At 62.7% G+C, this 24,797-nt stretch carries 20 protein-coding genes; 12 read left to right on the top strand and 8 right to left on the bottom strand.

Annotation, left to right across the window (positions count from 1 at the left end; translation table 11 throughout):
• Positions 1-2: 2 nt before the first annotated feature.
• Entirely contained in the window at positions 3-2,258 is a 2,256-nt protein-coding gene (locus BW994_RS08850; RefSeq protein ID WP_029311110.1) for a circularly permuted type 2 ATP-grasp protein, read from the bottom strand.
• Between the two features lie 127 nt (positions 2,259-2,385).
• On the opposite strand from BW994_RS08850, the gene BW994_RS08845 reads away from it, so the two are divergent.
• Both BW994_RS08845 and BW994_RS08840 read left to right on the top strand, forming a co-directional pair.
• A complete protein-coding gene (locus tag BW994_RS08845; protein ID WP_029311109.1) occupies positions 2,386-3,843 on the top strand; it encodes a circularly permuted type 2 ATP-grasp protein in 1,458 nt (485 codons plus the stop codon).
• 2 nt (positions 3,844-3,845) lie between these two features.
• The gene (locus BW994_RS08840; protein WP_029311108.1) at positions 3,846-4,856 is read left to right on the top strand and encodes an alpha-E domain-containing protein; all 1,011 of its coding nucleotides are present in this window, start codon (positions 3,846-3,848) and stop codon (positions 4,854-4,856) included.
• On the opposite strand, the gene BW994_RS08835 is transcribed toward BW994_RS08840, so the two are convergent.
• From BW994_RS08835 to BW994_RS20525, 3 genes are all read right to left on the bottom strand, one after another.
• Positions 4,853-5,386, bottom strand: coding sequence for a methylated-DNA--[protein]-cysteine S-methyltransferase (locus tag BW994_RS08835; RefSeq protein WP_029311107.1), 534 nt, complete (start codon positions 5,384-5,386; stop codon positions 4,853-4,855). The two genes, BW994_RS08840 and BW994_RS08835, sit on opposite strands and share 4 nt — an antisense overlap.
• Positions 5,370-5,657 (bottom strand): DNA glycosylase family protein, encoded by a 288-nt coding sequence (locus tag BW994_RS20530; protein WP_217696452.1) that lies wholly within the window; start codon positions 5,655-5,657, stop codon positions 5,370-5,372. The genes BW994_RS08835 and BW994_RS20530 overlap by 17 nt, the downstream gene beginning before the upstream one ends.
• Before the next feature lie 213 nt (positions 5,658-5,870).
• Positions 5,871-6,083: an AlkA N-terminal domain-containing protein gene (locus BW994_RS20525; RefSeq protein ID WP_029311105.1), complete on the bottom strand. Its 213-nt coding sequence runs from the start codon at positions 6,081-6,083 to the stop codon at positions 5,871-5,873.
• A gap of 185 nt (positions 6,084-6,268) precedes the next feature.
• Here BW994_RS20525 and BW994_RS08820 point away from each other — a divergent pair, with 185 nt between their 5' ends.
• The 9 genes from BW994_RS08820 to BW994_RS08780 all read left to right on the top strand — a co-directional run bounded on the left by BW994_RS08820 (position 6,269) and on the right by BW994_RS08780 (position 18,395).
• Positions 6,269-7,318, top strand: a complete 1,050-nt coding sequence (locus tag BW994_RS08820; RefSeq protein WP_029311104.1) for an extracellular solute-binding protein — start codon at positions 6,269-6,271, stop codon at positions 7,316-7,318.
• A 20-nt stretch (positions 7,319-7,338) separates the two neighbouring features.
• Positions 7,339-8,916, top strand: a complete 1,578-nt coding sequence (locus tag BW994_RS08815; protein WP_211252763.1) for an ABC transporter permease — start codon at positions 7,339-7,341, stop codon at positions 8,914-8,916.
• Position 8,917: 1 nt separating this feature from the next.
• The gene (locus BW994_RS08810) at positions 8,918-9,964 is read left to right on the top strand and encodes an ABC transporter ATP-binding protein (RefSeq protein WP_029311102.1); all 1,047 of its coding nucleotides are present in this window, start codon (positions 8,918-8,920) and stop codon (positions 9,962-9,964) included.
• 86 nt (positions 9,965-10,050) lie between these two features.
• On the top strand, positions 10,051-11,184 hold the full coding sequence (locus BW994_RS08805) for an NHL repeat-containing protein (RefSeq protein ID WP_081849019.1): 1,134 nt from the start codon (positions 10,051-10,053) through the stop codon (positions 11,182-11,184).
• A complete protein-coding gene (locus tag BW994_RS08800) occupies positions 11,181-12,455 on the top strand; it encodes a Dyp-type peroxidase (protein WP_029311100.1) in 1,275 nt (424 codons plus the stop codon). The genes BW994_RS08805 and BW994_RS08800 overlap by 4 nt, the downstream gene beginning before the upstream one ends.
• A 205-nt stretch (positions 12,456-12,660) precedes the next feature.
• Positions 12,661-14,052 carry a carbohydrate porin gene (locus BW994_RS08795; protein WP_217696451.1) on the top strand — a complete coding sequence of 464 codons (1,392 nt, stop codon included), beginning with the start codon at positions 12,661-12,663 and terminating at the stop codon, positions 14,050-14,052.
• Between the two features lie 373 nt (positions 14,053-14,425).
• Positions 14,426-15,832, top strand: a complete 1,407-nt coding sequence (locus BW994_RS08790; RefSeq protein WP_029311098.1) for a diguanylate cyclase — start codon at positions 14,426-14,428, stop codon at positions 15,830-15,832.
• Positions 15,829-17,037, top strand: coding sequence for an FIST signal transduction protein (locus BW994_RS08785; RefSeq protein WP_029311097.1), 1,209 nt, complete (start codon positions 15,829-15,831; stop codon positions 17,035-17,037). The genes BW994_RS08790 and BW994_RS08785 overlap by 4 nt, the downstream gene beginning before the upstream one ends.
• Before the next feature lie 2 nt (positions 17,038-17,039).
• Positions 17,040-18,395: a sensor histidine kinase gene (locus tag BW994_RS08780; protein WP_051657213.1), complete on the top strand. Its 1,356-nt coding sequence runs from the start codon at positions 17,040-17,042 to the stop codon at positions 18,393-18,395.
• Here the strand turns inward: BW994_RS08780 and BW994_RS08775 are convergent.
• The 4 genes from BW994_RS08775 to BW994_RS08760 form a co-directional block, all read right to left on the bottom strand.
• Positions 18,392-19,585 (bottom strand): fatty acid desaturase, encoded by a 1,194-nt coding sequence (locus tag BW994_RS08775; protein WP_081849018.1) that lies wholly within the window; start codon positions 19,583-19,585, stop codon positions 18,392-18,394. The genes BW994_RS08780 and BW994_RS08775 overlap by 4 nt on opposite strands.
• 658 nt (positions 19,586-20,243) lie before the next feature.
• Positions 20,244-21,203 (bottom strand): 2-hydroxyacid dehydrogenase, encoded by a 960-nt coding sequence (locus tag BW994_RS08770; protein WP_029311094.1) that lies wholly within the window; start codon positions 21,201-21,203, stop codon positions 20,244-20,246.
• Entirely contained in the window at positions 21,200-22,915 is a 1,716-nt protein-coding gene (locus BW994_RS08765; RefSeq protein WP_029311093.1) for an IlvD/Edd family dehydratase, read from the bottom strand. The genes BW994_RS08770 and BW994_RS08765 overlap by 4 nt, the downstream gene beginning before the upstream one ends.
• Complete coding sequence (locus BW994_RS08760) at positions 22,912-23,616, bottom strand: ribonuclease activity regulator RraA (RefSeq protein ID WP_029311092.1); 705 nt, start codon at positions 23,614-23,616, stop codon at positions 22,912-22,914. Before BW994_RS08760 ends, BW994_RS08765 begins: the two co-directional genes overlap by 4 nt.
• A gap of 191 nt (positions 23,617-23,807) precedes the next feature.
• Here BW994_RS08760 and BW994_RS08755 point away from each other — a divergent pair, with 191 nt between their 5' ends.
• On the top strand, positions 23,808-24,752 hold the full coding sequence (locus BW994_RS08755; RefSeq protein ID WP_029311091.1) for an SMP-30/gluconolactonase/LRE family protein: 945 nt from the start codon (positions 23,808-23,810) through the stop codon (positions 24,750-24,752).
• Positions 24,753-24,797: the final 45 nt, after the last annotated feature.

Below are 24,797 nucleotides of genomic sequence, written 5' to 3'. Positions count from 1 at the left end.
CCCTAGTCCGTGCTGCGCGCAGCTTCAACGGGTGGCGCAGCGGTTTGTTGCGGCTCTTCAACCTGCCTTGATGGCGGGATCGGTGCAAAATATTGGGTCGCGAGATCGTCGGCCAGGGTCTCCAGCGTGACGATGCAATGCTTGAGGGGCCCGCCGAGGTCGACTGAATCACCGGCCGCAATAGCCCCCGATAGGCTGCGGAGATCGACCGTGATCCGATCGGCCACGGCCGCTTGATCGAGCGCACCGATCCGCCTTAGCCCGATAGCCAACGACTCGGTCTGAAACGTCAGGCTGCGCGGATAATCGGCCGCACCGATCAACAGACCGATCGCCGTTTCCGCCAGGAGCGGGCCGGCATTGACGAACTCGTACGTCAGCTGCGCATCGGCAAGCTCGATCGCGAGTGTCAGGCTCGGGTCAAGCCGCGCGAGGGACCCCGCCAGGAGAACGGTCAGTGTTTCGGCCAAGGCTTCTGCGCGTTCCAGCCGGCGGCCGATCTCGAGAAATACGAAGCCGCCGCTACGTGACGCATCCTCGGCGATCACGCCGTTAAATGTTGCGACAAATTGCATGCAGGCGGTGAACGTGCGGGAATCATCGTTCAGATCCTGCGGAATCTGATCGAGCGCGCCTTCGATGATCCGGCGCATCGATACGCTGAATCGCTCACCGCAGTGGTCGAACAGGCGGCGGATGTCGGCTAGCAGGCGGCTGAGCGGCTTGCTGCGCGCGAGGCTTTCGTGCAACCGGCGCGCGGAGAGGAACGGGCCGGTAATCTCGTCGGGCACCAGCTTGGCGCTAACCAGGCAGGCCGCCAGGCTTTCCCGCTGGGCTGCTTCATGCGGCAGATTGCTGGCATCGACGAAGCGCGGCAGGGCGATAGCGAGCAGCCTTGCCGCGCCATCGAGGCGTTCGACCATGCGGCCAAGCCAGAGCAGGTCATCGGCGAGGCGGCTCGGCAGATCCATTGCAACCTTGCGCGCGATCCGCGGTGGGCTGCGATGCGCGGGGCCACGCGAAGCGCGATCGGGTTCGCCGGCATCACGATTTCCCGAATCGATCACCCAGATGTCTTTGATCAGTGCGCTGCCATCGGCGCGGGTCGCATGGCCGAGGCCGCCGGGTAACACGCGCCAGACGCCGTCGATCCGCAAGGCGTAGAGTCGCAGCGTAATCGCCGCGAACTCGAATCGCGCCGCCGCGCCGTCCTGCGCCAGGCGGATCGCGATCGGCGCCTGATCGGCGTCGATGCCGCCTAGGCTGGTCGTGTCATGGTCCTTCAGTTGAGGCGGGCGACCATGCTGCCGGTAAAACAAATTTGAGAAACATGATTTAAAATCAGGTAGTTGCAGAATACCGCTTCCGGGAATATTGAGCATCGTCAACGCGTTGTTGCGCAAGGCGCGGAACAGGCCGGGCACGCCATTTGATGGCGCGCCACCCTGTTCCAATGGATCGATCGACAGACTCGATGCCTGGCGGAGCAGGAGATGCACCGGGGTGGAACCGGCCAGGGTGCGTAACCGCAACACGCCGCCTGAGCATGACAGATCATCCGGCCGGAGCACCGTGCCGCCAAGTTGGCGCGCGAGCAGGCGGGTATCGGTCATATCGGCATCCGCCCCCGCGATCAGGCCGATCGGCCCGCCGGTCGCCAGAAGGTGCAGCATGTCCTGCAGCGTTTCGGTTACTGGCCGCTGGCTCGCCAAGGTTACGGTGCCGAATAGTTCCGGCATCACGTCCGCGACGAACCGGCGGATTGCGAGGGCTAGACCGAGCCCCGGCGCGTGATCGGTATGATCGCGCAGAACGCGGAAACTACCATCGGGGCAACGGATCAGATCGACAGCATATGACGCGAGGCGCGGCGCGGTGAATCCAGGCTGATGAGCTAACTGCCGAATGAACTGTGGTGTTTCGAACAGCGGGTCGCCGGGCAGGCTGCCATCGGCGATCCAGGATTGGGCACCGTAAACATCATCGAGAATATCCGCCAGAAATTCAGCGCGCTCGGCGATCGCATCGGCCAGGGTCGCGAATTCGTAGTCCATCAGCGGGATCGGAATCGGGTCAAGCCGTTGGGACTGGACGCTGCCGCTCGGGGATTCGTACTGGGCGCGGCGGTCGAGTGCGGCGGCACGGGCGGCAAACTCGTCAGGGCCGATCGCCCGCATGGCGTTGATCACCGGCCGCCACGGCGCCCGGATCTGGCCTTTTGCATCGATCAGGCCGCCAAGGGCGTCTCCTCCAAGCATCGTTACGGCATATCAGACAGTCCGGTTCTGTGCGAGAGCGGATTGGTGTCTAATCGGTTGGGACGATTTTGTTGTTGCATCGCGGCGGTGGCATGACAAACATGGGACAATCATACAGGAGCGGATGATGGACGATGAACGCGCCGGGATCTTCGCAGGTTACGCTCCCGAACAATATTTTTGTGAGTTGACGCGCCTGCGTGCTGACGATGCCGGTGTGCCCGCGCTGGTCCGCGAGCGGCTGGGACGGATCGGGGTTGATGCGTTACGCGCCCGGGCCGAGCTTGCCGAAACCGATCTGATCGACCTTGGCATCACGTTCACGGTCTATTCGGACGCGACCGCAATCGACCGGATATTGCCGTTTGACTGCATTCCCCGGATCATAACGCCCTCGGAATGGCAACAGATCGAAACCGGCGCGATCCAGCGCGTAACGGCGCTGAACGCCTTTCTCGACGACATCTACCATGACGCGAAGATTATCCGCGATGGCGTGATTCCGGCCGATCTGGTGTTCGGCAATGCCAATTTTCGCCCCGAGATGCGCGATTTTGCGGTCAGTCACGGCACCTATGTGCATGTCTGCGGCATTGACATCATCCGCGACGAAAGTGGCGAATTCCGCATCCTCGAGGATAATGCCCGCACCCCGTCCGGCGTGTCCTATGTGATCGAAAACCGCCATTTGATGCTACGCGCTTTTCCGGATCTGATGTCGGGCGTCAAGCTCCGCCCGGTTGATGACTATGGTCGCCGCCTGCGCGCCGCGATGACCGAGATTGCACCGGTCGATGTCGGTGATCCCCAGGTCGTGCTGCTATCGCCGGGCATTTATAACTCGGCCTATTTCGAACACGTGTTTCTTGCCCGCGAAATGGGCGTGCCGCTGGTCCAGGGCTCGGATCTGACCGTCGAGCACGACCGGGTCTATATGCGCACCACAACCGGGTTGCGACGGGTCCACACCATTTATCGCCGCCTGAACGATGATTTCCTCGACCCTGAGGTGTTCCGCGCGGAGAGCATGCTCGGCGTGCCCGGGCTGATCCGCGCCTGGCGGGCGGGGAATGTCGCGCTTGCCAACGCGGTCGGCACCGGTGTTGCCGACGACAAGGCGGTTTATGCCTATATGCCGCGGATTATAAAATATTATCTCGGCGAGGAGGCGATCATCCAGAACGTCCAGACCAACATCTGTCGCGAGCCGGAGGGCTTGGCCTATACGCTCGCGCATCTGGATGAACTCGTGATCAAGCCGGTCGGCGAATCGGGCGGTTATGGGATTACGATCGGCCCGCGCGCGAGCAAGGCGGAACTCGATGCCGCGCGCGCCGCCCTGATCGCGGAGCCGGACCAATGGATCAGCCAGCCGATGATCGCGCTGTCCGTTGCACCCACGCTGGCCGAGGAGGGCATCGGTCCGCGGCATCTCGATTTGCGGCCGTTCGTCATCACCGGACGCGATAGTTGGGTGCTGCCCGGCGGCTTGACGCGGGTGGCGATGAAGCGGGGCTCCCTGATCGTCAATTCCTCGCAGGGCGGCGGATCGAAGGATACCTGGGTGTTGGCGGGGGGGCAGTGAGCATGCGCGTCGAACCGGTTTTGCTTGCGCGTGACGCCGAGGGCCTGTTCTGGATGGCCCGCTACCTTGAACGGGTCGAGAATCTGGCGCGGCTGATCGACGTGGTGCAGAGCTTCGAAAGCCCGGGGCGCGAGGCGGAATCCTGGACCGCGCTGGTCGCCATCATGTCCGACCAGGACAAGTTCGATAGTTATGAGGCTGCCAGCAATCCCGATACGGTCAAGGACCTCTACCTGCTCGATCGCACCAATCCCAGCAGCATTCCGTTCTGCCTCGATAACGCGCGGACCAACGCGCGCACGCTCCGCCCGCTGATCAGTACCGAAATGTGGCGTCAGATCAACGTGTTCCATCGCTTTGTGATGGGGATCAAACCCGCTGACCTCGATGGAGATCGGCTGTCGCGCCTGTGCACGAAAATCAAGGAATCGGTCCAGACCCATACCGGCATTACCGAAGGCACGATGTACCGCGACCAGGGCTGGCAGTTTTATCAGCTCGGCAGGCTGATCGAACGCGCCGATCAGACCACCCGCCTGCTCGACATCAAATACCGGCTGCTGGTGCCGCGCGACCGCGAGGCACGGCGCCTGACCGAGTTGACCATGTGGAACGCGGTGCTGCGCGCCGCTGCGGGCTATCACGCGTTCAAGCGCCTTGCCCGGGCTGAGTTTTCAGCGGAGGATGTAGCGGGATTTCTGCTGCGCGATCCCTCGTTCCCGCGCTCGGTGTTTTTATCGGTGCGGCGCGCGGAATATCACCTGGATGAATTGCGCCGGGTGCATCATTTGCCCAACACCAGCGATGCGGTGGAACAGGCGGAGTTTCTGCGCGAGTTCATTCTGGAGCGTCCGATGGATCAGGTGCTCGAGGGCGATCTGCACGGGTATCTGGACACCGTGCAGATCCAGTTGAGCGAGCTGGCCGGCGCGATCGGGCGATCGTTCTTCCGCGACTGGCGACCCGAAGCGCTCGCGGCACCAGCGGAGCAGGGCCAGACCCAGCTCGTCTAGATGAGGCGGTCTGGAGGTTTGCCACAACATATGGTGTGGCGGGCCTCGTGCTCGATCAGCCAGGCCTTGCGGCTGAGTCCGCCGCCGTAGCCGGTCAGCGCTGCGTTGGCTCCGATCACCCGGTGGCACGGCACCACGATGGCGATGGGATTCGCGCCATTCGCCAACCCCACCGCGCGGCTGGCTCCGGGACGGCCGATTCGCCGGGCGATCGCGCCATAGCTGGTGGTCGTACCGCTCGGAATATCGCGCAGTGCCGTCCAGACCGCGCGCTGAAAGGGTGTGCCGGCCGGGCTGAGCGCGATTGAGGCGAGTGCTGACATATCGCCATCGAAATAGGCTTGGAGCGCCGTCGCGATCGGCGAGATGAGGCGCGAGGGTACGAGCTGGCAGGCACCGTGATACCGCGTGAGGAGCTGAAGCATGCGCGCCTCGTAATCGTCGAAATCAAGGGCGTGCAGCATATCGCCATCCGATACCAGAATGACGCCGCCGAGCGGACTTGGGATACGCTCAAGGCGGAGCTTCACGGTTGCTCTCCCGGTTCTGGACGATCGCGGCGGCATCGGCGGTCCACAAATGCATAGTGGCATAGGGCCGCCAAGGCCGCCAAGCCGCCGCGCGATCATGCAATGCGGCGGCAGTAGGGCGGACACCGTTGGTGGCGAGTGCGCGGCGCAGAGCAATGTCGCCGGCGGGCAGCGCATCGGCTTCGCGTAAGGCCCCGCATCGCAATGTAATGGGCGGTCTGGCGCGCGATCGCATGGTCCAGCCCGGCGCCAGGCTCGAACAACTGGGCATCGGTGATCGCGGCGCGGGCGACGGTGGGCATCGCCGCGGCGCGCGCACACGGCATGCCCAGGCTGTGAGCGCAATCGGCATTGGCCGGCGCTGCGGGCGAGGGGAGAGCCAGATCGAGCCCCGGTGTCGCCGGTTTAGCAGGCGGCGTGCCGTCGCCGGTCCGCGCAGCGATGCTGGGCAGGGTTGATGCGCTGGACAGCCGGATGGTGGCGATCAGTGCGGATCGATCAGACGGGGCTGGTGTGACGCTGATCGTGCCGGCGCCGCCTTGCCATGCAATGCTGCGCTCGTAGCGCCCGGCTGGACTTGCTCCACGCCCGGAATCGCCCGCGCGCCAAGAAACTGGACGATCGCTGCCCAATCATAAGGCTGCCGATAGGGCAGGGTGAATTCGGCCTGCCCAGCGGGGATCGCGATGCGATGCATACGATCGTCACACCGTAAAAAAGTGCTGATGATTACGCTCGTTGTCGCAAGGAGCAGCCCAGCGTGACCACGCAGGTCGGGACCATTGGCTCGTTGACAGGACTACGAGGGTCCGGTATCACGCTCGGTAGAGAATGCGAATAATTCTCATTCTCAATTGGATTGCTCAACTGAGGGATATCCGCATGAATTATTTCGCTCTGTCACGTCGGTTTGGCCGTTCGTTAGTGTCGCCAACGCTGGTCGGCGCCTTCGCGGTTGGCGCATTGTTGGCGGGCGGCACCGCAAGTGCCCGAGCCAAGACGGTACTGACGCTGTACAGCGCGCAACACCCGCAGGTGGTCGGCATGTTGACCAAGGCGTTCACGGCCAAAACCGGCATTCCCGTGCGCGTGCACAGCGGTGAGGGACCTGAGATCGCCAATCAAATCGTGCGCGAGGGCAAGCGCTCACCGGCCGATGTGGTGTTCGTCGAGAATTCGCCGGAACTGACTTTGCTTGACCAGCTGCATCTGCTGGCACCGGTTGCGCAGGCCACGCTGGCCGTCGTGCCCGCGACCGACAGTGCGGCGAACGGCGACTGGCTCGGCGTTCTAGAGCGCCAGAATGTGCTGGCGTGGAATCCGAAGCTGATCCGTCAGGCGGCGTTGCCGCCGCACCTGCGCGACCTTGCTCTGCCGGCATGGCGGGGCAAGATCGCGATAGCGCCGAGCGATGCCGATTTTCTACCGCTGGTTGGCGCGATGATCCATGCCAAGGGCAAGGCCAAGACGTTGGCATGGCTCCGGGGTCTGAAGCGTAACGCGAAAATCTATCAGGATGACGAATCGGTGGTCGCTGCTGTCAACCGCGGCAGCGTCGCGACCGGGATTATCAACAATTATTATTGGGCACGCCTGCGTACCGAGATGGGGCCGGCCCGCACGCCAAGCCGGATTGCGCATTTCGCGCCGCAGGATGTCGGCAATCTGATCAACGTATCAGGCGCCGGCGTACTGGCGTCCTCAAAGCACAAGGACGCGGCGCAACAGTTTCTCGCCTTTCTGGTGAGTACGGTGGCCCAGCGGGACCTGGCCGCGAGCACGGTCGATTACGAATATCCGTTGCGGCCGGGCGTTGCGCCGAACCCCTTGCTGGACCCGATGGCAAGCCTGCATCCGCCCGCCATTGCGCCGGTGGATTTGGGGAACGATCGGGCGGCGGCCGCATTGTTGCAGCAAGCCGGATTGATCTGATCGCGGGGATGATCAGGGCAATGACAAAAATTCCGCCCCAAGCCACCCGACGCCCGCCGGTCGGCCTGGTGCTGCTCGGCGCGGTGCCGGCAGCGCTGGTCATCCTGCCGATCGCCATCACCGTGGCGGATGCCGTGACGGCGGGAGCGGCCAGGATGCTGGCGCTGGTCTGGCGGCCCCTGGTCGGCGATCTGCTGATCAATACGGTCACGCTGACCCTGGCGGCGGCAATCTGCTGCGTCGGTCTCGGCACCGCCTCGGCGTTACTGGTCGAGCGAACCGATCTGCCGGCGCGGTCGGTCTGGGCGGTGCTGGCGACGGCGCCGCTCGCGGTGCCGGCGTTTGTCGCGAGCTACGCCTGGGTGTCGATCAGCCCGGCGCTCGAAGGCTTCGGCGGCGCTCTGGTCGTGACGGTATTTGCCTATACGCCGCTGGTCTATCTGCCGGTGGCCGCCGCGCTGCGCGGGCTCGACCCGGCGCTGGAGGATGCGGCGCGCGCGCTGGGCGACACGCCGTGGCGCTGCGTGCGCCGCGTGGTTCTGCCGCAATTGCGACCCGCAATGCTTGGCGGCGCGCTTCTGGTCACTTTGAACATTATGGTCGAATTCGGTGCCTTCGCCCTGATGCGGTTCCGGACCTTCACCACCGAGATCTACGCCGCCTATCGCTCCGGCTTCGACGGTGCGGAGGCTGCGGCCCTCGCGATCATTCTCTTGCTGTTCTGCCTCGGCTGTATCGCCGCCGAGGCCCTGTTGCGGCGCCCGGTGCACTATGCCCGCATCGGCCGCGGTACCCAGCGCCGCGGCGTACCCTATGCTCTGGGGGTCTGGCGGTTGCCGGCCGTTCTTGGCTTCGCCGCACTCGCCGGCCTTTCGCTCGGTGTGCCAATCCTCACCGTGCTGTACTGGCTGACCCGGCATGGCGCGGACGCGATCACACCGGCCGAGGCCTCGCCGCTCGCCTTGTTGACCGCGGCGATCAGCACCATCGAACTAGGCCTCGGCGCCGCGGGACTGACCCTGATTCTCGCGTTGCCGCTCGCGGTTCTTTCCGCGCGGTGGCAGCGGTTCTCGCTCACCATGCCGCTGGAACGCGGTGCTTGGCTGGCGCAGGGCGTGCCCGGCATCGTGATCGCGCTGGCCCTGATTACCGCCACGATCGCGGCGGTCCCGGCGCTCTATCAGAGCACGCTGCTACTGCTGCTCGCCTATGCGATGTTGTTCATGCCGTTTGCCCTGGTCGCCATGCGCGCCGCATTGCTGCAATCGGACCGCCGGCTGGAAGAGGCCGCGAAATCGCTTGGTGCCGGCTGGCGCCGTGTGCTGTGGCGGATCACCCTGCCGCTTGCCGCCCCCGGCTTCGGCGCTGCCGCCGCGTTGGTATTCATGGCCGTGACGACCGAATTGACCGCGACATTGCTGCTCGCCCCGATCGGCACCGAAACCCTGGCGACGCGGATCTGGGGCGATACCTCGACGCTCGCTTTCGCCGCCGCCGCCCCCTACGCCGCCGTGCTGATCACATTATCCATGGCCGCCAGCTGGCTTCTGGCGCGGCGGTTCGGCATGGCCGCCTTGCACGCCCAGGCGGGAGGCTGACATGGCATCGGTCGATATTGCCGCTATCTCCAAAACATTCGGTGGCACTCTTGTGCTCGATCGCGCGAGCCTGTCGGTGGCCAGCGGCATGCTGCTCGCTATTCTGGGCGCATCCGGCAGCGGCAAGACGACGTTGTTGCGCCTGATCGCCGGATTCGAACGCGCCGATGCCGGCTCGATCACGATCGATGGTGTCGAAGTCACCGGACATTGCGTGCATGTACCGCCCGAGCGCCGGCGCATCGGTTATCTGGCCCAGGAGGGCGCATTATTCCCCCATCTCTCGGTCGCCGCGAACATCGCCTTCGGCCTCGGACACGGCAATCACACGGCGCGAGTCGCCGAATTGCTTGACATGGTCGGCCTGCCGGCCGGCTTCGCGAAGCGCAGCCCGCATCAACTCTCGGGCGGCGAGCAGCAGCGCGTCGCGCTGGCACGTGCCCTCGCGACATCGCCGCGTCTCGTGCTGCTCGACGAGCCGTTTTCCGCCCTCGATGCCGCGCGGCGCCAGGATGTCCGCCAGACCGTGGCGGCGGCATTGAAACAGGCGCGGGCGACGGCAATTCTGGTGACGCATGACCAGGCCGAAGCCCTGTCGATGGGCGATCAAGTCGCGGTCCTGCGCAACGGGGTGATCGTCCAGCACGCCGCGCCAGCGGCGCTCTATCATCGGCCGGCCGACGCCGGTCTCGCCCGTTTCGTCGGCGAGGCGGTGCTGATCGACGGGATGGCCGACGGCATGCAGGCCACCTGTGTGCTGGGGACGCTCGACCTCGCGGCGCCGATGCGCGGTCCGGTGCATCTGATGATCAGGCCCGAGCAGATCGACTTGGTGCCGCAGGGCATGACTGGCAGCACGCCGGCACGCGTCGGCGCCGCGCAGTATTTCGGACACGACGCGCTGATCGAATTGCACCTTGCCGATCCCGCTGTACCGCCGGTTTATGCCCGGGTATTCAGCCATCGCCTGCCGCCGCGTGACGCGAGGCGAGGCCTGGTCGTTGCCGGTCCGGTTACCGGTTTTCCAAAGGTCACCGTGGTTCGATGACGCCAATCCTATCCGAGGTGACGCCGCTTTTTTGTTTGCGAATGAGACCTATTCGCATTTATCGATCTGACTCAAGGAGTATCCCGATGACTCGATTGCGAACCCGCCTGCTGCCCCACCTGCTGTTCGGTGCCGGTACTGCCCTCTTCAGTCTCGGCATCGGTCACGCAGCCCCGCCGACCGCGCCGTTCATCGCCGATCTGCACAAACATACGCTGCTGACCTCGTCGATCCCGGCCGATGGCGATGAAAATCCCTATGCGCTGATCGTCGCCCCGGTCACGTCCGGCCGCGTCAAGGCGGGTGACGTGCTGTTCGACAATTTCAACAACCGAAAGAATTTTCAGGGCACCGGAACCACCATCATGCAATATGATCCGACCACCAGGGCGACGCGGCTGTTCGCCAATGTTCCGGCCGACCTCAAGGCGTGTCCCGGCGGCGTCGGGCTCACCACTGCAATGACCATGCTGAAATCCGGCGACATCGTCGTCGGCAGCATGCCGAGCAAGGACGGTACCACCGCCACGCTCGGCCAGGGTTGCCTGATCGTACTAGATTCCAACGGCAAAATCATCAGCACCATCACCGATCCGCAGATCAACGGGCCGTGGGGCAATATTGCGGTGATCGACCAGGGCGATACCGCGACGCTGTTCATCAGCAATATCGGCTTCGGCATGGGCGCGCCGGGCACACCCGACCAGCACAAGGCGACGGTTTTGCGGCTCGTGCTGAACACGCAAGCCGGCCAGGCCCCCACCATTGCGTCATCGACCGTGATCGCCAGCGGCTTCAGCGCGATCGCTGATGCCAGCGCCTTCGCGGTGGGGCCAACCGGTCTGGCGCTGGGTGCGGATGGCACGCTCTATGTATCGGATGGCGTGGCCAACCGGATCGTCGCGATCAAGGACGCCGCCACCCGCACCACCAGCGCCGGCACCGGTGTCGTCGTCACCACCGGCGGCCTGCTCAAGCGGCCTTTGGCGATGGCAATGGCCCCGAACGGCGACCTGCTGGCGATCAATGCCCTGAACGGCCAGGTGGTCGAAATCGACCCTCAAACGGGGACCCAGCGTGGCGCGCGGTGGATCGATGCCGACGAAGCGCAATCCCCGCCGGGCAGCGGCGACCTGTTCGGCATTGCCTTGATGCCGGATGGCACCGGGTTCTACTACGTGCAGGACGATACCAATACGCTGATGGCGGCCAGCCGATGAGCCGGCAACAGGCATCCCGCCGGGGGTTTCTCGCCGCTGCCGGCGGTGTCGCGGGCGTGGCAGGCATCGGCGCCGCCAACGCCGGCGCGACACCGTCCCTTGCCAGTTATCAGACGCTCGATGCCGTAACCGAACCGTTTTTCGGTGCTCATCAGAACGGCATCGCAACCCCGAACCCGATGCAGAGCAACACGTATTTCGCGTCGCTCGACCTGAACGCCGCCGACCGCCCGGCGCTGATCGCCCTGTTCAGGACATGGACCGCAGCCAGCGCCCGCCTGACCGCGGGCAAGCTCGCGGCGCCCCCGACCGATCCCGATCACCCTTTCGACAGTCTCGATGCGCTCGACCTCGGCCCGCAGCGCCTCACGATAACATTTGGCTTCGGCCCGGATTTGTTCGCGCTGGCGGGCAAGGACCGCTACGGCCTTGCGAGACATCGCCCCGCCGCGCTGGTCGATCTGCCAGTGTTCCCTGGTGACCAGTTGGAGGCAGGGCATACCGGCGGTGCGCTCTCGGTGCAGGCGAGCGCAGACCACCCGCAAGTCGCCTTCCATGCGGTGCGCGAACTCGTGCGCCTCGGTGGCGATGCCATCAGCGTACGCTGGACCCAGGCGGGCTTTTGCACCGCCAATCGCGCGCAGGGCACGCCGCGCAATCTGATGGGCTTCAAAGACGGTACGATGAACCCGAAATTCCGCGACGCGGCGACCATGAACGATCACATCTGGGCCGGCAGCGAAAGCCCGCGCTGGATGCAGGGCGGCAGCTACGCCGTGTTCCGCCGCATTCGCATCGCGCTGGAACACTGGGATCAGATGAAGCTGGGGTTTCAGGAACAAACGATCGGCCGGCACAAGCCCAGCGGTGCCCCGCTGGGCGGGGTGCATGAATTCCAGCCGCTCGACCTGGCCGCCGCCGACAAGGACGGCAACCCCCTGATTCCGGCCACCGCCCACGCCCGGCTCGCGGCACCGGCAGAAAACGCGGGGGCGCAGATGCTGCGGCGTGCCTACAACTATAGCGACGGCGCATCCTTCGTTGCCGAGCGTTGGCCACCTTGGAAGCAGGCGATGGAATACGACGCTGGGCTGATGTTCATCGCATACCAGCGCGACCCGCGCCGCAGCTTCATCCCGATGTTTGAAAAAATGTCGCGGATCGATGCGCTGAACCAGTTCACCACCCATGTCGGCAGCGCGATCTTCGCCTGTCCCGCAGGCATGGCGAAGGGCGGCTATATCGGCCAGGCATTACTTGAGATGACCTGAACTCTGGCGGTCCGATCCTGATCGTCATGATAAGAGCGTCGGGGTGTGAGCGGGCTGAAACATCGATGGCGAGCGGATAAGAGCGTACAACGCTTCCGTCCGTTGTTATCCACGAGTTGGCATCACACCGGTGCATCAGTTTTCGGCCTATCAATCCGGGAGAATGACCATGCTACCTCCAGCCTCGCGGCAGCAACGCAGTCACGTGGGCCGATGGCTGCTCGGCACCGCCGCCTTGATGGCTTGGGTCGGCGGCACTGCCAGCGCGATCGCCCAAACCGATCATGGAATATGGACGCGCGGCACCTTGCTGGGCTCGCTCGGCGGCCTGCGCACCACGCTCGCTGACGATGGCATCACGCTGGCCGGCACCGACACCGAAACCCTGCTCGGCAATGTCGCCGGCGGGATCAAGCAGGGCGCGACGATGCAGGGACTGACGACCATCACCCTCCAGATCGACACCGGCAAGGCCTTCAACATGCCCAACGGCTCTGTCGACGTCAGTGCCCTGCAGATCCACGGCCGCAGCCTGAGCCCCTACTACCTTGACGATCTGCAGACGGCCAACGGCACCGAAGCAGAGGATTCGACCCGTCTTTGGGAAGTCTGGTACGATCAGGGTTTCGATTATGGCAGGGCGGATTTCAAGATCGGCCAGCAGAGCATCGACCAGGACTTCATCGTCAGCAAATATTCCGCTCTGTTCGTCAACACCATGGCGGGATGGCCGCTGGTGCCCTCGGCCGATCTCTATGCGGGCGGTCCGGCCTATCCGCTCTCTTCGCTCGGCGGGCGGTTGCAGTTCAAACCGGCGGATAATCAGACCCTCCTGCTCGGGGCCTTCGACGACAATCCGCCCGGCGGTCCGTTCGCCAACGACCCGCAATCGCGTGATGCCGGGGGGACACGGTTCAACACCAATACCGGCGCTCTGATCATCGGTGAGTTGCAATACGCGATCAATCAGCCAGCGATCGGCGACATGGTCACCCCAGGCGGCACACCCGACAAAGGGCTGCCGGGCACTTACAAGATCGGCTTCTGGTATGACACAGCGAATGTCCCCGACCAGGCCGAGTCGACCAACGGTGTCTCGTTGGCGAGTCCGGACTCATCAGGAGTCCCTGCCCTCCGAAGGCATAACGACAGTCTCTACGCCGTGGCCGACCAGACCGTCTGGGTCTCCCCGGCTTATGCGGCCCGAACTCTCAACCTGTTCTCACGAGTCATGGGCGCCCCCGGCGATCGCAATCTGATCGCCTTTTCGTTCAACGGCGGCGCCACCCTAACGGCCCCGCTGGAAGGACGCGACGGTGACATAATGGGGGTCGACCTCGGAATTGGTCGGGTTGGGTCGGGGGTGGCAGCGTCCGATAGGGCGCTCAGAGCCTTGAGGGGAGGAGGCTATCCCGTCCGATCGGTTGAGACGCTGATCGAAGCTACTTATCAGGCCCAGATCACGCCATGGTGGCAAATCCAATCGGATATTCAGTATGTCCTCAACCCGGGCGCGGGTATTCCAGATCCCGCCGACCCGGTGCGAAAGCTGGGCAATGAATTGATCATCGGAATCCGGACGAATATCGTATTTTAAAGCTTCACCCCGCCGAAGATGACATCACCGCGATCTGGCCACAGCAGGGCATTCTTCTTGCGCTAATTGCCGGATATCAAGTAAGTTAGCGGACGGCGCGCTGCGCAACTTAATCTGTGGACAGGGTGAGGCCCCGAACAGGGTGGCCCGCACGCAACCAGGGGTGATGCGGCGGGTCTGGTACCATCCGTTCTGCCGGTCTCTTTGGTCGATTTTTACAACATGGAGTTGTTGCGTTCGGCCGAAAACAGCTTAGATTGCGTGAGATAATCCGCTGCATATTAACATAAGTTTTTACGTGCTGAAGACACGACGCTATTGTAGTGAAAATTTTATAAATAACAGACTGCGGTCTGTTTAGAAGGAGTGCGTTTTGACCGCCAGGGTCCTAGTCGTCGATGACATCGCTCCAAACGCTCGTCTGCTAGAAGCGCGACTTCTGCAGGAATACTACGATGTCAAAACTGTTACCGATAGTCGGGAAACGGTCGAAGTGGCGCACGTTTGGCAACCCGACGTTATTTTGCTCGACGTGCTGATGCCGACAATGAGCGGTTACGAAGTGTGCAACGCGCTGAGAGAGGGTGCGGCCACGGCTCATATTCCGATCGTCATGATCACCGGACTGGAGAAACCTGCCGAACGTGCGAAAGGACTGCGATCCGGAGCCGATGAATTTCTGACAAAGCCGGTCGATTACGATTTGCTGCTGGCAAGATTGCGCGGCATTCTGCGTTTGAAGCGTTTGATGGATGAATGGCGCGTGCGCGGGGCGGCGGCGACCGCCCTCGGTCTGCGGGTCGCCCAACCAAGCGATGTCCAAAACGGTCAGGCACGCGTTTTGATCGCCGATGATCTTGCAGCGCGGACCGCAACCATCGAAGCCTGTCTGCATGGCGCCGGGCTTGGGGTTTCGGTCGCCTCCGACGAAGCTGCCTTGCTTGCGCAGACGACAACTGGGCAGTTCGATCTTATTCTGATCAGCCTGTCGCTGCTCGACGGCGATCCTCTGCGCCTGGTCGCACGTTGCCGTGCCAGAGCCGAAACGCGGGAGACGCCGCTGCTGCTGATCGCGGAACCCGATGAACGTGACCTGATGATCGCTGCACTCGATCTCGGCGCGAACGATTGTCTGGTCCTGCCGCTCGACCCTGACGAATTGCTGCTGCGTGTCAATAATCAGATCCAGCGCAAATTTTACGAAGATACCCTGCGCGACGATGTTGGGAGCGCGCTGCGGCTTGCAGTGATCGATCCCCTGACCCAGCTTTACAACCGGCGGTATTTGAACTCCCATCTGGAGCGCCTGTGCGAGGACACTGCGGTCGGGGGCTTTGGTTTATTCATGATCGACCTCGATCATTTCAAAGCGATCAACGATCACAACGGCCATGCGGTTGGCGACAAGGCGCTGCAGGGTGTTGCCGATATCCTGCGGCAAAATCTGCGGCCGAGCGACCTGATCGTGCGCTATGGCGGCGAAGAGTTCGTCGTTGTGATCGGCGGACTGTCCGACGAGGCAGCGGCGTTGGTGATTGCGGAGAAAATCCGGCTCACGATCGCGGAAATGGTCGTTGATCGTACAATCCGCGTGACGGCGAGCATCGGTTTGACAATTGCGGATGCGGCGGCACTGCACTTGAGCGACGCGGCAGACAATTTGCTAGGGCGCGCGGATTTAGCCCTTTACGAGGCGAAGCGAGCCGGCCGGAACTGCGTCGTAGCGTTTGGGCAAGTGCCCGGGCGTGTTGTTTCCTTGCAGAACGGAGTACGTTCGTGATCGGCGGCGTCCGAACCGCATTTGCCAGCAACCAGAGCATCACGGCAGCCGTTTTCGAATGCCGCGCGCAAATCGGCAGCACGGATCAAGACCTTTTGCTGGCTTTCGTTGGCGGCAAGCACGATCCTGTGTCAGCGCTTGACGCGCTACGCAGCGCGTTTCCCGATGTGGCGATTACCGGAGGGTCGGCGGCGGGCGCGATCACGACGGGGGGGTTCGGTTACACAGGATTCGAACTTGGGCTGGTCGCGTTCCAGGGGCCGGACGTGACGCCTCAAGTCATCACGACTAGCGCCCTGCTCGATGGTGAAGAGGCAGCAGGGCGGGTACTCGGCACCGCTGTCCGTAGCCGTACCGCCGATGGCGCTGCAGTGCTGCTTCTGTTCGACAGCGTCGCGTCTGCAGCACCGCTCCGTCTGCATCCGGCCAGTCAGTTGATGTCGGGGTTTCAATCAGGGCTGAACGACCGTGTCGTGCATGTGGTGGGTGGCGGGTTGCTCACTGACATAAACATCTCGGGTGGATGGATCTTTGTCGATCACCAAGTCTGTAAACACGCCATGGCTGCGCTGGTGTTTCCAGCTTGCATCAGGGCCTCGACGGCGATTTTGCATGGTTGCCGGCCGGTCAGCAGTTTCATGAACATCACCCGGATCGAAGGGGCGGAAGTGCTCGAATTGAACGGAGAGCCCGCGCTGACTGTGATCGAGCGCATGCTCGGGTTGGAACTAGGCACGACCAGCGGGCAGGAACTCTCGCTGGTCGCGACCCTGGGACAGAAACAGGGCGACCCGTTCGCGCCGTATGACGAAAATAATTACGTCAACCGACTCATTCTGCAGGCAAATCCGGCGCGTGGTTCGATCACGCTGTTCGAGCCGGATTTCGCTGTCGGCACCCGTGTGCAGATCATGAGCCGTGACAATGTGTTGATGCTGGAATCGGTCGAGCGTGGTGTGGCCGAACTGAGCCGTCGTACCGCAGGCGTCGATTGTATCTTCGCGCTCTATATCGATTGTGCCGGGCGCGCGAGCGTGATGAGCGGCGCTTCGACCGAAGAAGCCGAACTCGTGTTGCAGACGCTCGCCCCGACGTTCCCATTCATGGGCTTTTATTCAGGCGTCGAGATCGCGCCGTTTGCCGGTGACTACAGCCGACCACTCGACTGGACCGGGGTGCTTAGCGTGTTCCAGCGCGCTCCGTAGTCATGCATAGTCAGCTTGCGGATGGCGAGCGCGCTCGGCTCGAGCGTGAGTTGGAGTATTATCGTCGCGAGTATGACGAGATTGGTGCACGCCTGCTGCGGCTACAGGAAGAGCAGAGTCGTATTGCGCGCGAGGCACGGCGGAGCAAAATTGTCGCCAAGCTGGTGCGCGAAGCATACCGACTGATCGGCCACGACGTCGAACCGCACGCGATCGGCCGGCTGATTCTCGCGACGATTGCCGATACTGCAGTCTGCGATTGTGCAGTATTTTTGCGCATCGAGCCGTCGCGGCCCAATTGTTTCGTGGTGGAGCATACGTTTGGCACTGTAAGGTCGTCATCGATGCTCTTGGCGGCACCACCCGACTTTCTGTTCACCTCGGCACGTCAGTCCGTGGCCCCACAATCGGCCGGAATGACGGAGTTGCTGGCGGCACCTTATGTCCTGTGGGCGTACGATCAGTCCCACGGCCGCGCGCTGCTGCTCGGCAATCGGATCGAAAGCAATATCCATCGTGCGTTCGAGGCGGGGGATCGTGAATTGGTCGAGGTCGCGCTTGGCGTCTATATCGACGTTCTGATGCGCAAGGTTGCCGAAGCGGCCTTGCGCCAAGCCAAGCTCGCGGCCGAGCACGCCAACACCGTTCGCGCCCAGTTTCTGGCCACGCTGAGCCACGAGTTCCGCTCACCCCTGGAGGCGGTGATCGGTTTTTCAGAACTGCTGGCGCACGATGGCGGCCAAGCCCCGTCAGCTGCCCAACGTAGCGAATACGTTCATCAAATTCTTGACTCGGGGCGTCGCCTGTTGGCACTCGTGAAGGATATTCTGGATTTCTCGCGGTTCGAGACGCTGGTGCCTTTGCTGCGTATCGATTGGGTTCCGGTCGCCCAATTGTTGCAAAACGCGGTGCGTGGCCTCGCGGCAGAAGCCGCCGCACGCCGGGTCAGCCTCGAGATTATCCAGCCCGCCGCGCGGTGGCAGGTCTCGATCGATTACGAGCGTTTTCGCCAGATTTTGGCCAATCTGATCGGCAATGCGCTGAAGTTCACCCCACCTTCCGGCACCATCGTAGTGGCCGCGCGCATCATTGATGACGCCGCCGTCGAAATCAGCGTCGCGGACAATGGCGTTGGCATCGCCCCGCAGGACATCGATCGGGTATTGGAGCCATTTATTCAACTTGCCAATCTGAACGGACGCCGGGTTTCCGGGGCGGGTCTTGGTCTGCCGATTGCCAAGCAGCTTACCGAAGCGCACGGCGGCACCTTACGGATTGCCAGCATTGTCGGCAACGGCACCACGGTGACGGTGTCGTTGCCGACCGGAACGGCCCGGCTGCCGACCGCGGAATCCTAGCCAAACAAATCGGCCGGTGCACGGGCCATGGCGGCGAAGTTTTCATCGACCGCACGGAACAAGCCCCAGGTTTCGATGTAATTCGCCGGAAAGCCAGGGCAGCCGGCATCAAGGTCGGACTGCCGCGCATGCACATAATTGGTCCAGCGCTTACCCGGCCGGCGATGATGAAAATCGTGGCACGGCGCATCGCCGACCAGCACGAACAGGCGGACGAACAATTGTACCGTCAGCATGTTCGCCCACCATCCGCCCCACGCCAGCACGCCGCCCAGGCTGCGCGCGTTGCGGCGCGGCGGAAACCCGCCGGGAAATACGCCGGCAGTTGCCTCGCAGATCAGTTGCTTGCCACGCTGATCGATGATTTCGATCGAAGGCAACCGATGCTCGCACAGGATCCGAAACACCGTTGCGATTTGCAACAGCACGGTCACCGGCAGGACCCAGGCGATCATGACGATAGTCAACGTATGGGTCAGTGCCGCTCCGATAAACAGCGTCGCCCAAAACGCAATCCCAATCAGATTATGCGAACGCTCGAACGAATTCAGGCTGCCCTTGATACGCTTGGATAAGAACCGCGCATGAAACCAAGGCGATATCAGAAGAAGTAGGAGGTGTCGCCAGAGTTCGCGGCGATTTAGCGCGGTCCGCAGATCGCAGATGCCGACGACGAAATCGGTGAATTCGTCATCATCGGTAAACAGCTTATTAGCGTTGTGATGAAGCATATGCTCCTTTTGATAAAGGTCGAAATGCTTGAACAAGAGAATTGCCGACACCAGCCGCCCGACCAGCCGGTTGCGGGCGCGCGTGCTGAATACAGTTCCGTGCGAGCAATGATGGAATATCACGACTTGGAACAAGCCCAGTCCGGACGAGGTCGCCAGCAGACCGACGAATAATGCGACCCATAGCAAGGGCGATGCCGGAGTTTGAAACGCCAGTGCCAGTGTAGAGACACCCGTGCCAGCGACCGTCAGGCCGATTGCCTCGCCCACATATGTAATGGACCGTCGCGGTGGCGCGAACTCGCCGGGCGCCGGTTTAGCCGTCAGCCAGGTCAAAAAAGGTTGAACAAACGCGGGTAGGCCGAGAGCCATGTCAATCCGGGGATCGCTACGCATCGGAACCCCGAGTTCGATAGGTGCGGGCCGGATTTGTTCACTTGTTACATGCATGGAGATCATATCCTTCGGAGAAACAGGTGGGATCAGGCTGCCAGGACATCGCAGGACGACATCGCGGCGGAATACGCGGACAAGTTGTGTAATCCTTTATATTAAACATAATGTTGTTTAAACTAGCTCAATTTTTTCAATAAATTTGAATGTTGCGACTTCGTTTCGGACAGTCATCTCGCATCAGGAAACGTGAGCCATAGATCAGGAATATTCTGCAATCGGTATGCAAGTTTGTGAAACTGAGCTCGACGCTATAAATCATTTAAACTTAAAATAATTAAAAAGTTCTCTAAATATAAGATCAAAATGACAATAAAATAGACGATCATGGATTGCGTTTGTATGTGCCCCGCAAAAATGTCCCGATCGTCAGACCGGGCAATTATTGAAGTGACAGAAGGGAATGCAACGCGGATCTGAATTGAAAGGTGAACCGCCTCCTCAATCGATCAGTCTGCCGCACCCTTTTAACGGCCTAGAAATCGTCAAGCTTTGGTTGGCAAATGCCCGATCTCGCCACGCTGAGGCCAGCAACCATCGCTATCACGAAATGGGTTATGGAAGTCTGGTGGAGCCGCGACCAAAAATTATCCCGCGGGATCGTTTTCACAGCGATCACGATAAGTTGATCGTTGTCGTGAGATCAAGCGATGGTCTGCCGCGTTTATCGGCGTTGTGGTGTTTCCGCCACTGGCGTTACCGCGCCCTTGCCGGCGAACCATGACATCACGTTATCAATCACCAATTTCGCCATCAGTCCACGCGTATGATGCGTCGCCGTCCCGACATGCGGGACGAGTACGACTTCGTCCATAGCAATCAATTCGGCAGGCACATGCGGTTCGGCGGCAAATACGTCGATTCCGGCAGCAAGAATTGTTTTGTCGCGCAAGGCCTGGATCAGCGCCGTCTCATCAACCACCGAGCCCCGTGCGACATTGATCAGGATGCCATCAGGTCCAAGAGCTTTGAGGATTTCGGCGTCCACGATGTTACGGGTCGCCGGGCCACCGGGCAGTACCACGATCAGAACGTCGACCGCGGCGGCGAGCGCCTTCAGATCGGGATAGTGTGGATATGCCAAATCTGGAACCCGGTTTCGCGAATGATAGCAAATTGGCAGATCAAATCCGGACAGTCGCTTGGCGATCACCCGGCCGATCCGCCCCATCCCGGCGATACCAATGCTGCGGCCGCGCAGCGTATTGCCGAGTGGAAACGGCCGATCGAGCCAGTGACCGGCGCGAAGATGCCGCTCGGCCTGCGGCAGGGCGCGCACGGTCGCCAGCAGCAGCCCCATTGTGAAGTCGCCCATCTCGTCGTTCAGCACATCCGGCGTGTTGGTCACCACGATGCCGCGCTTGGCAGCGGCGGCGGCGTCGATACTGTCATATCCGACCCCGAAATTCGCGATCAGTTCGAGTTTGGGCAGGCGCGCCATCAGCGCGTCGTCAGCCGGACTGCGGCCACGCGTGACGATTGCCCGGATCTCGGGGCCGTGGGCGGCGATGATCTCATCGAGCGTCATGTCAGTATCGCGAAACACCGTGAAATTCGCATCCAGCGACTCGTCCACGATCGGCATGATCGCGCCGAGGCTCAGGATTTTTGCGGATTTGGTCATTGGTCGTCTCCCGGTGTTTCGTTCAACAGAAAATCGAAGTCGCAGCCCTGATCGGCCTGCAGCACGCTGGTTTCGAAGAGTTTTGCATAGCCGCGCGACGCCGACGGGCGCTCGCGCGGCGCTGGCTTCCACGCGGCGCTGCGCACGGCGAGTTCGGTCTGCTCGACCAGCAGATCGATCCGCCGCGCCGCGACATCGAGCCGGATCCGGTCACCGCTGCGCACCAGCGCAAGCGGCCCGCCGATCGCCGCTTCCGGCGTGACATGCAGCACGATGGTGCCGAATGCCGTGCCGCTCATCCGCGCATCGGACAGCCGCACCATGTCCTTGATGCCGGCGCGCGCGAGTTTCAGGGGGATCGGCAGATAGCCGGCCTCGGGCATGCCGGGGGCGCCGATCGGCCCAGCATTGCGCAGCACCAGCACATCATCCGGCATCACGTCCAGATCGTCACGATCGATCCGCGCCGCCATATCGGCGGTGGAATCGAACACCACAGCCCGGCCCTCGTGCTGCAGCAACGCTGATGAGGCGGCGGATTGCTTGATCACCGCCCCGCGCGGCGCCAGATTGCCGAACAGTACCGCGATGGCCCCGCTGGTTTTCAGCGGGTCGGCGCGCGGCCTGATCACGGTCTGATCCGGCACGGTCTCGGCGCCAGCGGCGACCTCGGCAAGCGTTGCGCCGCCGACGGTCCGGCATGTCATGTCCAGCAGCGGTGCCAGTTCGCGCAGCAGCGCCGGCACACCGCCAGCATGGTGCAGATGCTCCATGTAGTGGGCACCGGAGGGCTTCAGATCGACCAGTACCGGCACGGTGCGGCCCAGCGCATCGAGCGCCGCCAAATCGACCGGAACGCCGACGCGCCCGGCCATCGCGGTCAAATGAATGATGCCGTTGGTGGAACCGCCGATCGCCTGCAGCACCACCAGCGCGTTGCGCACCGCTGCCGGTGTCATGATGTCGCACGGGCCCGGACCACCGTGTATTGCCAGCGCGACCGCCTGTCTGCCGCTGGCCTCGGCAATCCGCCGCCGCTCGGCATGGACGGCCGGCGCGGTTGCAGCCATCGGCAGCGACAATCCCAGCGCCTCGATCATGCAGGCCATCGTGCTCGCGGTTCCCATCACCATGCAGGTGCCGACCGACGGGGCCAGCCGGCCGCTGATGATCTCGATTTCCGCGGCATCGATCGCCCCGGCGCGATGCTGGCCCCACAGGCGCCGGCAATCGGTGCAGGCGCCCAGCACCTCGCCCTTGTGGTGCCCCACCACCATCGGCCCGGTGGGTACCACGATCATCGGCAGCCCGGCACTCGCGGCGCCCATGATCTGGGCCGGCAGCGTCTTGTCGCACCCGCCGATCACCATGACCGCATCCATCGGCTGGGCGCGGATCATTTCCTCGGTATCCATCGCCATCAGATTGCGCAGGAACATCGAGGTCGGATGTGCGAAGCTCTCGTGGATGCTGATGGTGGGAAACACCATCGGCAATCCGCCCGCCAGCAGCACGCCGCGCTTGGCACTCTCGATCAGGTCGGGCACGTTGCCGTGACACGGGTTGTAGTCGCTGTAGGTATTGGTGATCCCGACGATCGGCCGCTCCAGCGCGTCGTCCGAGTAGCCCATCGCCTTGATGAAGGCCTTGCGCAGAAACAACGAAAACCCGGCATCGCCGTAGCTGGTTAGGCCTTTTTTGAGCCCGCTCATGTACGGGCCTTGTACGCCTCATACCGCGCCTTGGTCTCGGCATTGGCGGGATACAGCCCGGGCAGCGCCACGCCGGCCTCCACCTCACGCATGATCCAGGCTTCGAGCCGCTCCTGCTCCGGGCCATGCTCCAGCACGTGGTCGAGCAATGCCGCCGGGATCACCACCGCGCCATCATCGTCCGCCACGATCACGTCATCGGGAAACACCGCTACGCCGCCGCAGGCGATCGGCTCCTGCCAGGCAACGAAGGTCAACCCGGCGACCGAGGGCGGCGCGGCGGCCCCGCGGCACCAGACCGGCAAACTCGTGCCAAGGACGCCTGCAAGATCGCGCACCACACCATCGGTGATCAACGCGGCAACGCCGCGCTGGCGCATACGTGCGCACAGAATATCACCGAAAATACCGGCATCCGTAATGCCCATCGCATCGACCACGGCGATGCAGCCGGCCGGCATATCCTCGATCGCCCCGCGGGTGGAGCGTGGCGAACTCCAGGATTCCGGTGTCGCCAGGTCTTCGCGCGCTGGTACGAACCGCAGCGTGAACGCACGCCCCACCAGCCTCGGCTGGCCGGCGCGAATTGGCACCGTGCCGCGCAGCCAGATGTTGCGCAGGCCCTTTTTTAGCAGCACGGTGGTGATGGTGGCGGTCGAAACCCCAGCGAGCGTGGCGATCGTTGCCGCATCGAGGCTCATCGAGTTGACTCCGAAACCAGAGAGGGCAGGGTCAAATTCTGGCTGATCTGGGCATGCTGCATGATCGTTTCCTCGGCTTTCGGATGGTTTGGTCAACGTCGGTATTGCAGATTATTTATATCCGGTTGATCCTGCATTCAAATCACCATCCGCCTTAAAGTGCAATCGAGCGGTACGAAGGAAACCCAATCATGGACATCTGGCAACCATGCCTCCGATATCCGGACCCGGCGATCGAGACGCTCGACCCCAGTTTCGCCCGCTATCGCGTGTTCAGCGCATCGGTCGAACGCCTGGCCACCGGCTTTCGGTGGGCGGAAGGCCCGGTCTGGTTCGGCGGTGGGCGGTTTTTGCTATGGAGCGATATTCCGAACGATCGGATGATGCGTTGGGATGAGACCGATGGCTCGGTTTCGGTGTTTCGTCAGGGCAACTACGCCAATGGCAACACGCGTGATCGCCAGGGCCGTCTGATCACCTGCGAACACGGTGGCCGGCGGGTGGTCCGTACCGAACACGACGGCACCATAACCATCCTCGCCGATCGGTTCGAGGGTAAGCGGCTCAATTCCCCGAACGATGTCGTGGTGAAATCGGACGGCAGCATCTGGTTCACCGATCCACCGTTCGGCTTGCTGAGCCATTATGAAGGCACCATCGCACCTCAGGAACTCAATGCGAACGTCTACCGAATCGACGGACACTCAGGCGCGATCACCATCGTCACCGATGACGTTCTGGGGCCGAACGGGCTCGCGTTCTCGCCCGATGAACATCGCCTCTACATGGTCGAATCGCGCGGCGTGCCGAACCGCAAGATCCGAGTGTTCGACGTCGAGGACGACATCCGCCTCACCAATGGCCGCCTGTTCGTCGATGCCGGCCCGGGCGGCACGCCGGATGGGATCCGCTGCGACACCGATGGCAATGTCTGGGCCGGCTGGGGCATGGGATCGCCGGACCTTGACGGCGTGATGATCTTCAACCCGAGCGGCGCCCCGATCGGGCGCATCGCGTTGCCGGAGCGTTGTGCGAATATATGCTTTGGCGGGCGGATGCGAAATCGGCTGTTCATGGCCGCCAGCCACTCGCTTTACGCACTCTACGTCAACGCGCAGGGCGCGGCTGGGGGCTGACGGCGCATAAAAATCAGCAATCCCGCTTGACTTCTGCGCGGCTTC

The organism is Acidiphilium rubrum (genome assembly GCF_900156265.1).
Taxonomy (GTDB): Bacteria; Pseudomonadota; Alphaproteobacteria; order Acetobacterales; family Acetobacteraceae; genus Acidiphilium; species Acidiphilium rubrum.
The sequence above is the reverse complement of the archived record's forward strand: the minus strand, read 5'-3'. Positions and strand labels throughout refer to the sequence as shown.

Bases quoted from the DNA above. Each gene is read 5' to 3' on its own strand.
- BW994_RS08850 (WP_029311110.1), bottom strand. From the start codon at position 2,258: ATGCTTGGAGGAGACGCCCTTGGCGGCCTGATCGATGCAAAAGGCCAG.
- BW994_RS08845 (WP_029311109.1), top strand. From the start codon at position 2,386: ATGGACGATGAACGCGCCGGGATCTTCGCAGGTTACGCTCCCGAACAA.
- BW994_RS08840 (WP_029311108.1), top strand. From the start codon at position 3,846: ATGCGCGTCGAACCGGTTTTGCTTGCGCGTGACGCCGAGGGCCTGTTC.
- BW994_RS20530 (WP_217696452.1), bottom strand. From the start codon at position 5,657: ATGCCCAGTTGTTCGAGCCTGGCGCCGGGCTGGACCATGCGATCGCGC.
- BW994_RS20525 (WP_029311105.1), bottom strand. From the start codon at position 6,083: ATGCATCGCATCGCGATCCCCGCTGGGCAGGCCGAATTCACCCTGCCC.
- BW994_RS08820 (WP_029311104.1), top strand. From the start codon at position 6,269: ATGAATTATTTCGCTCTGTCACGTCGGTTTGGCCGTTCGTTAGTGTCG.
- BW994_RS08815 (WP_211252763.1), top strand. From the start codon at position 7,339: ATGACAAAAATTCCGCCCCAAGCCACCCGACGCCCGCCGGTCGGCCTG.
- BW994_RS08810 (WP_029311102.1), top strand. From the start codon at position 8,918: ATGGCATCGGTCGATATTGCCGCTATCTCCAAAACATTCGGTGGCACT.
- BW994_RS08805 (WP_081849019.1), top strand. From the start codon at position 10,051: ATGACTCGATTGCGAACCCGCCTGCTGCCCCACCTGCTGTTCGGTGCC.
- BW994_RS08800 (WP_029311100.1), top strand. From the start codon at position 11,181: ATGAGCCGGCAACAGGCATCCCGCCGGGGGTTTCTCGCCGCTGCCGGC.
- BW994_RS08780 (WP_051657213.1), top strand. From the start codon at position 17,040: ATGCATAGTCAGCTTGCGGATGGCGAGCGCGCTCGGCTCGAGCGTGAG.
- BW994_RS08775 (WP_081849018.1), bottom strand. From the start codon at position 19,585: ATGATCTCCATGCATGTAACAAGTGAACAAATCCGGCCCGCACCTATC.
- BW994_RS08770 (WP_029311094.1), bottom strand. From the start codon at position 21,203: ATGACCAAATCCGCAAAAATCCTGAGCCTCGGCGCGATCATGCCGATC.
- BW994_RS08765 (WP_029311093.1), bottom strand. From the start codon at position 22,915: ATGAGCGGGCTCAAAAAAGGCCTAACCAGCTACGGCGATGCCGGGTTT.
- BW994_RS08760 (WP_029311092.1), bottom strand. From the start codon at position 23,616: ATGAGCCTCGATGCGGCAACGATCGCCACGCTCGCTGGGGTTTCGACC.
- BW994_RS08755 (WP_029311091.1), top strand. From the start codon at position 23,808: ATGGACATCTGGCAACCATGCCTCCGATATCCGGACCCGGCGATCGAG.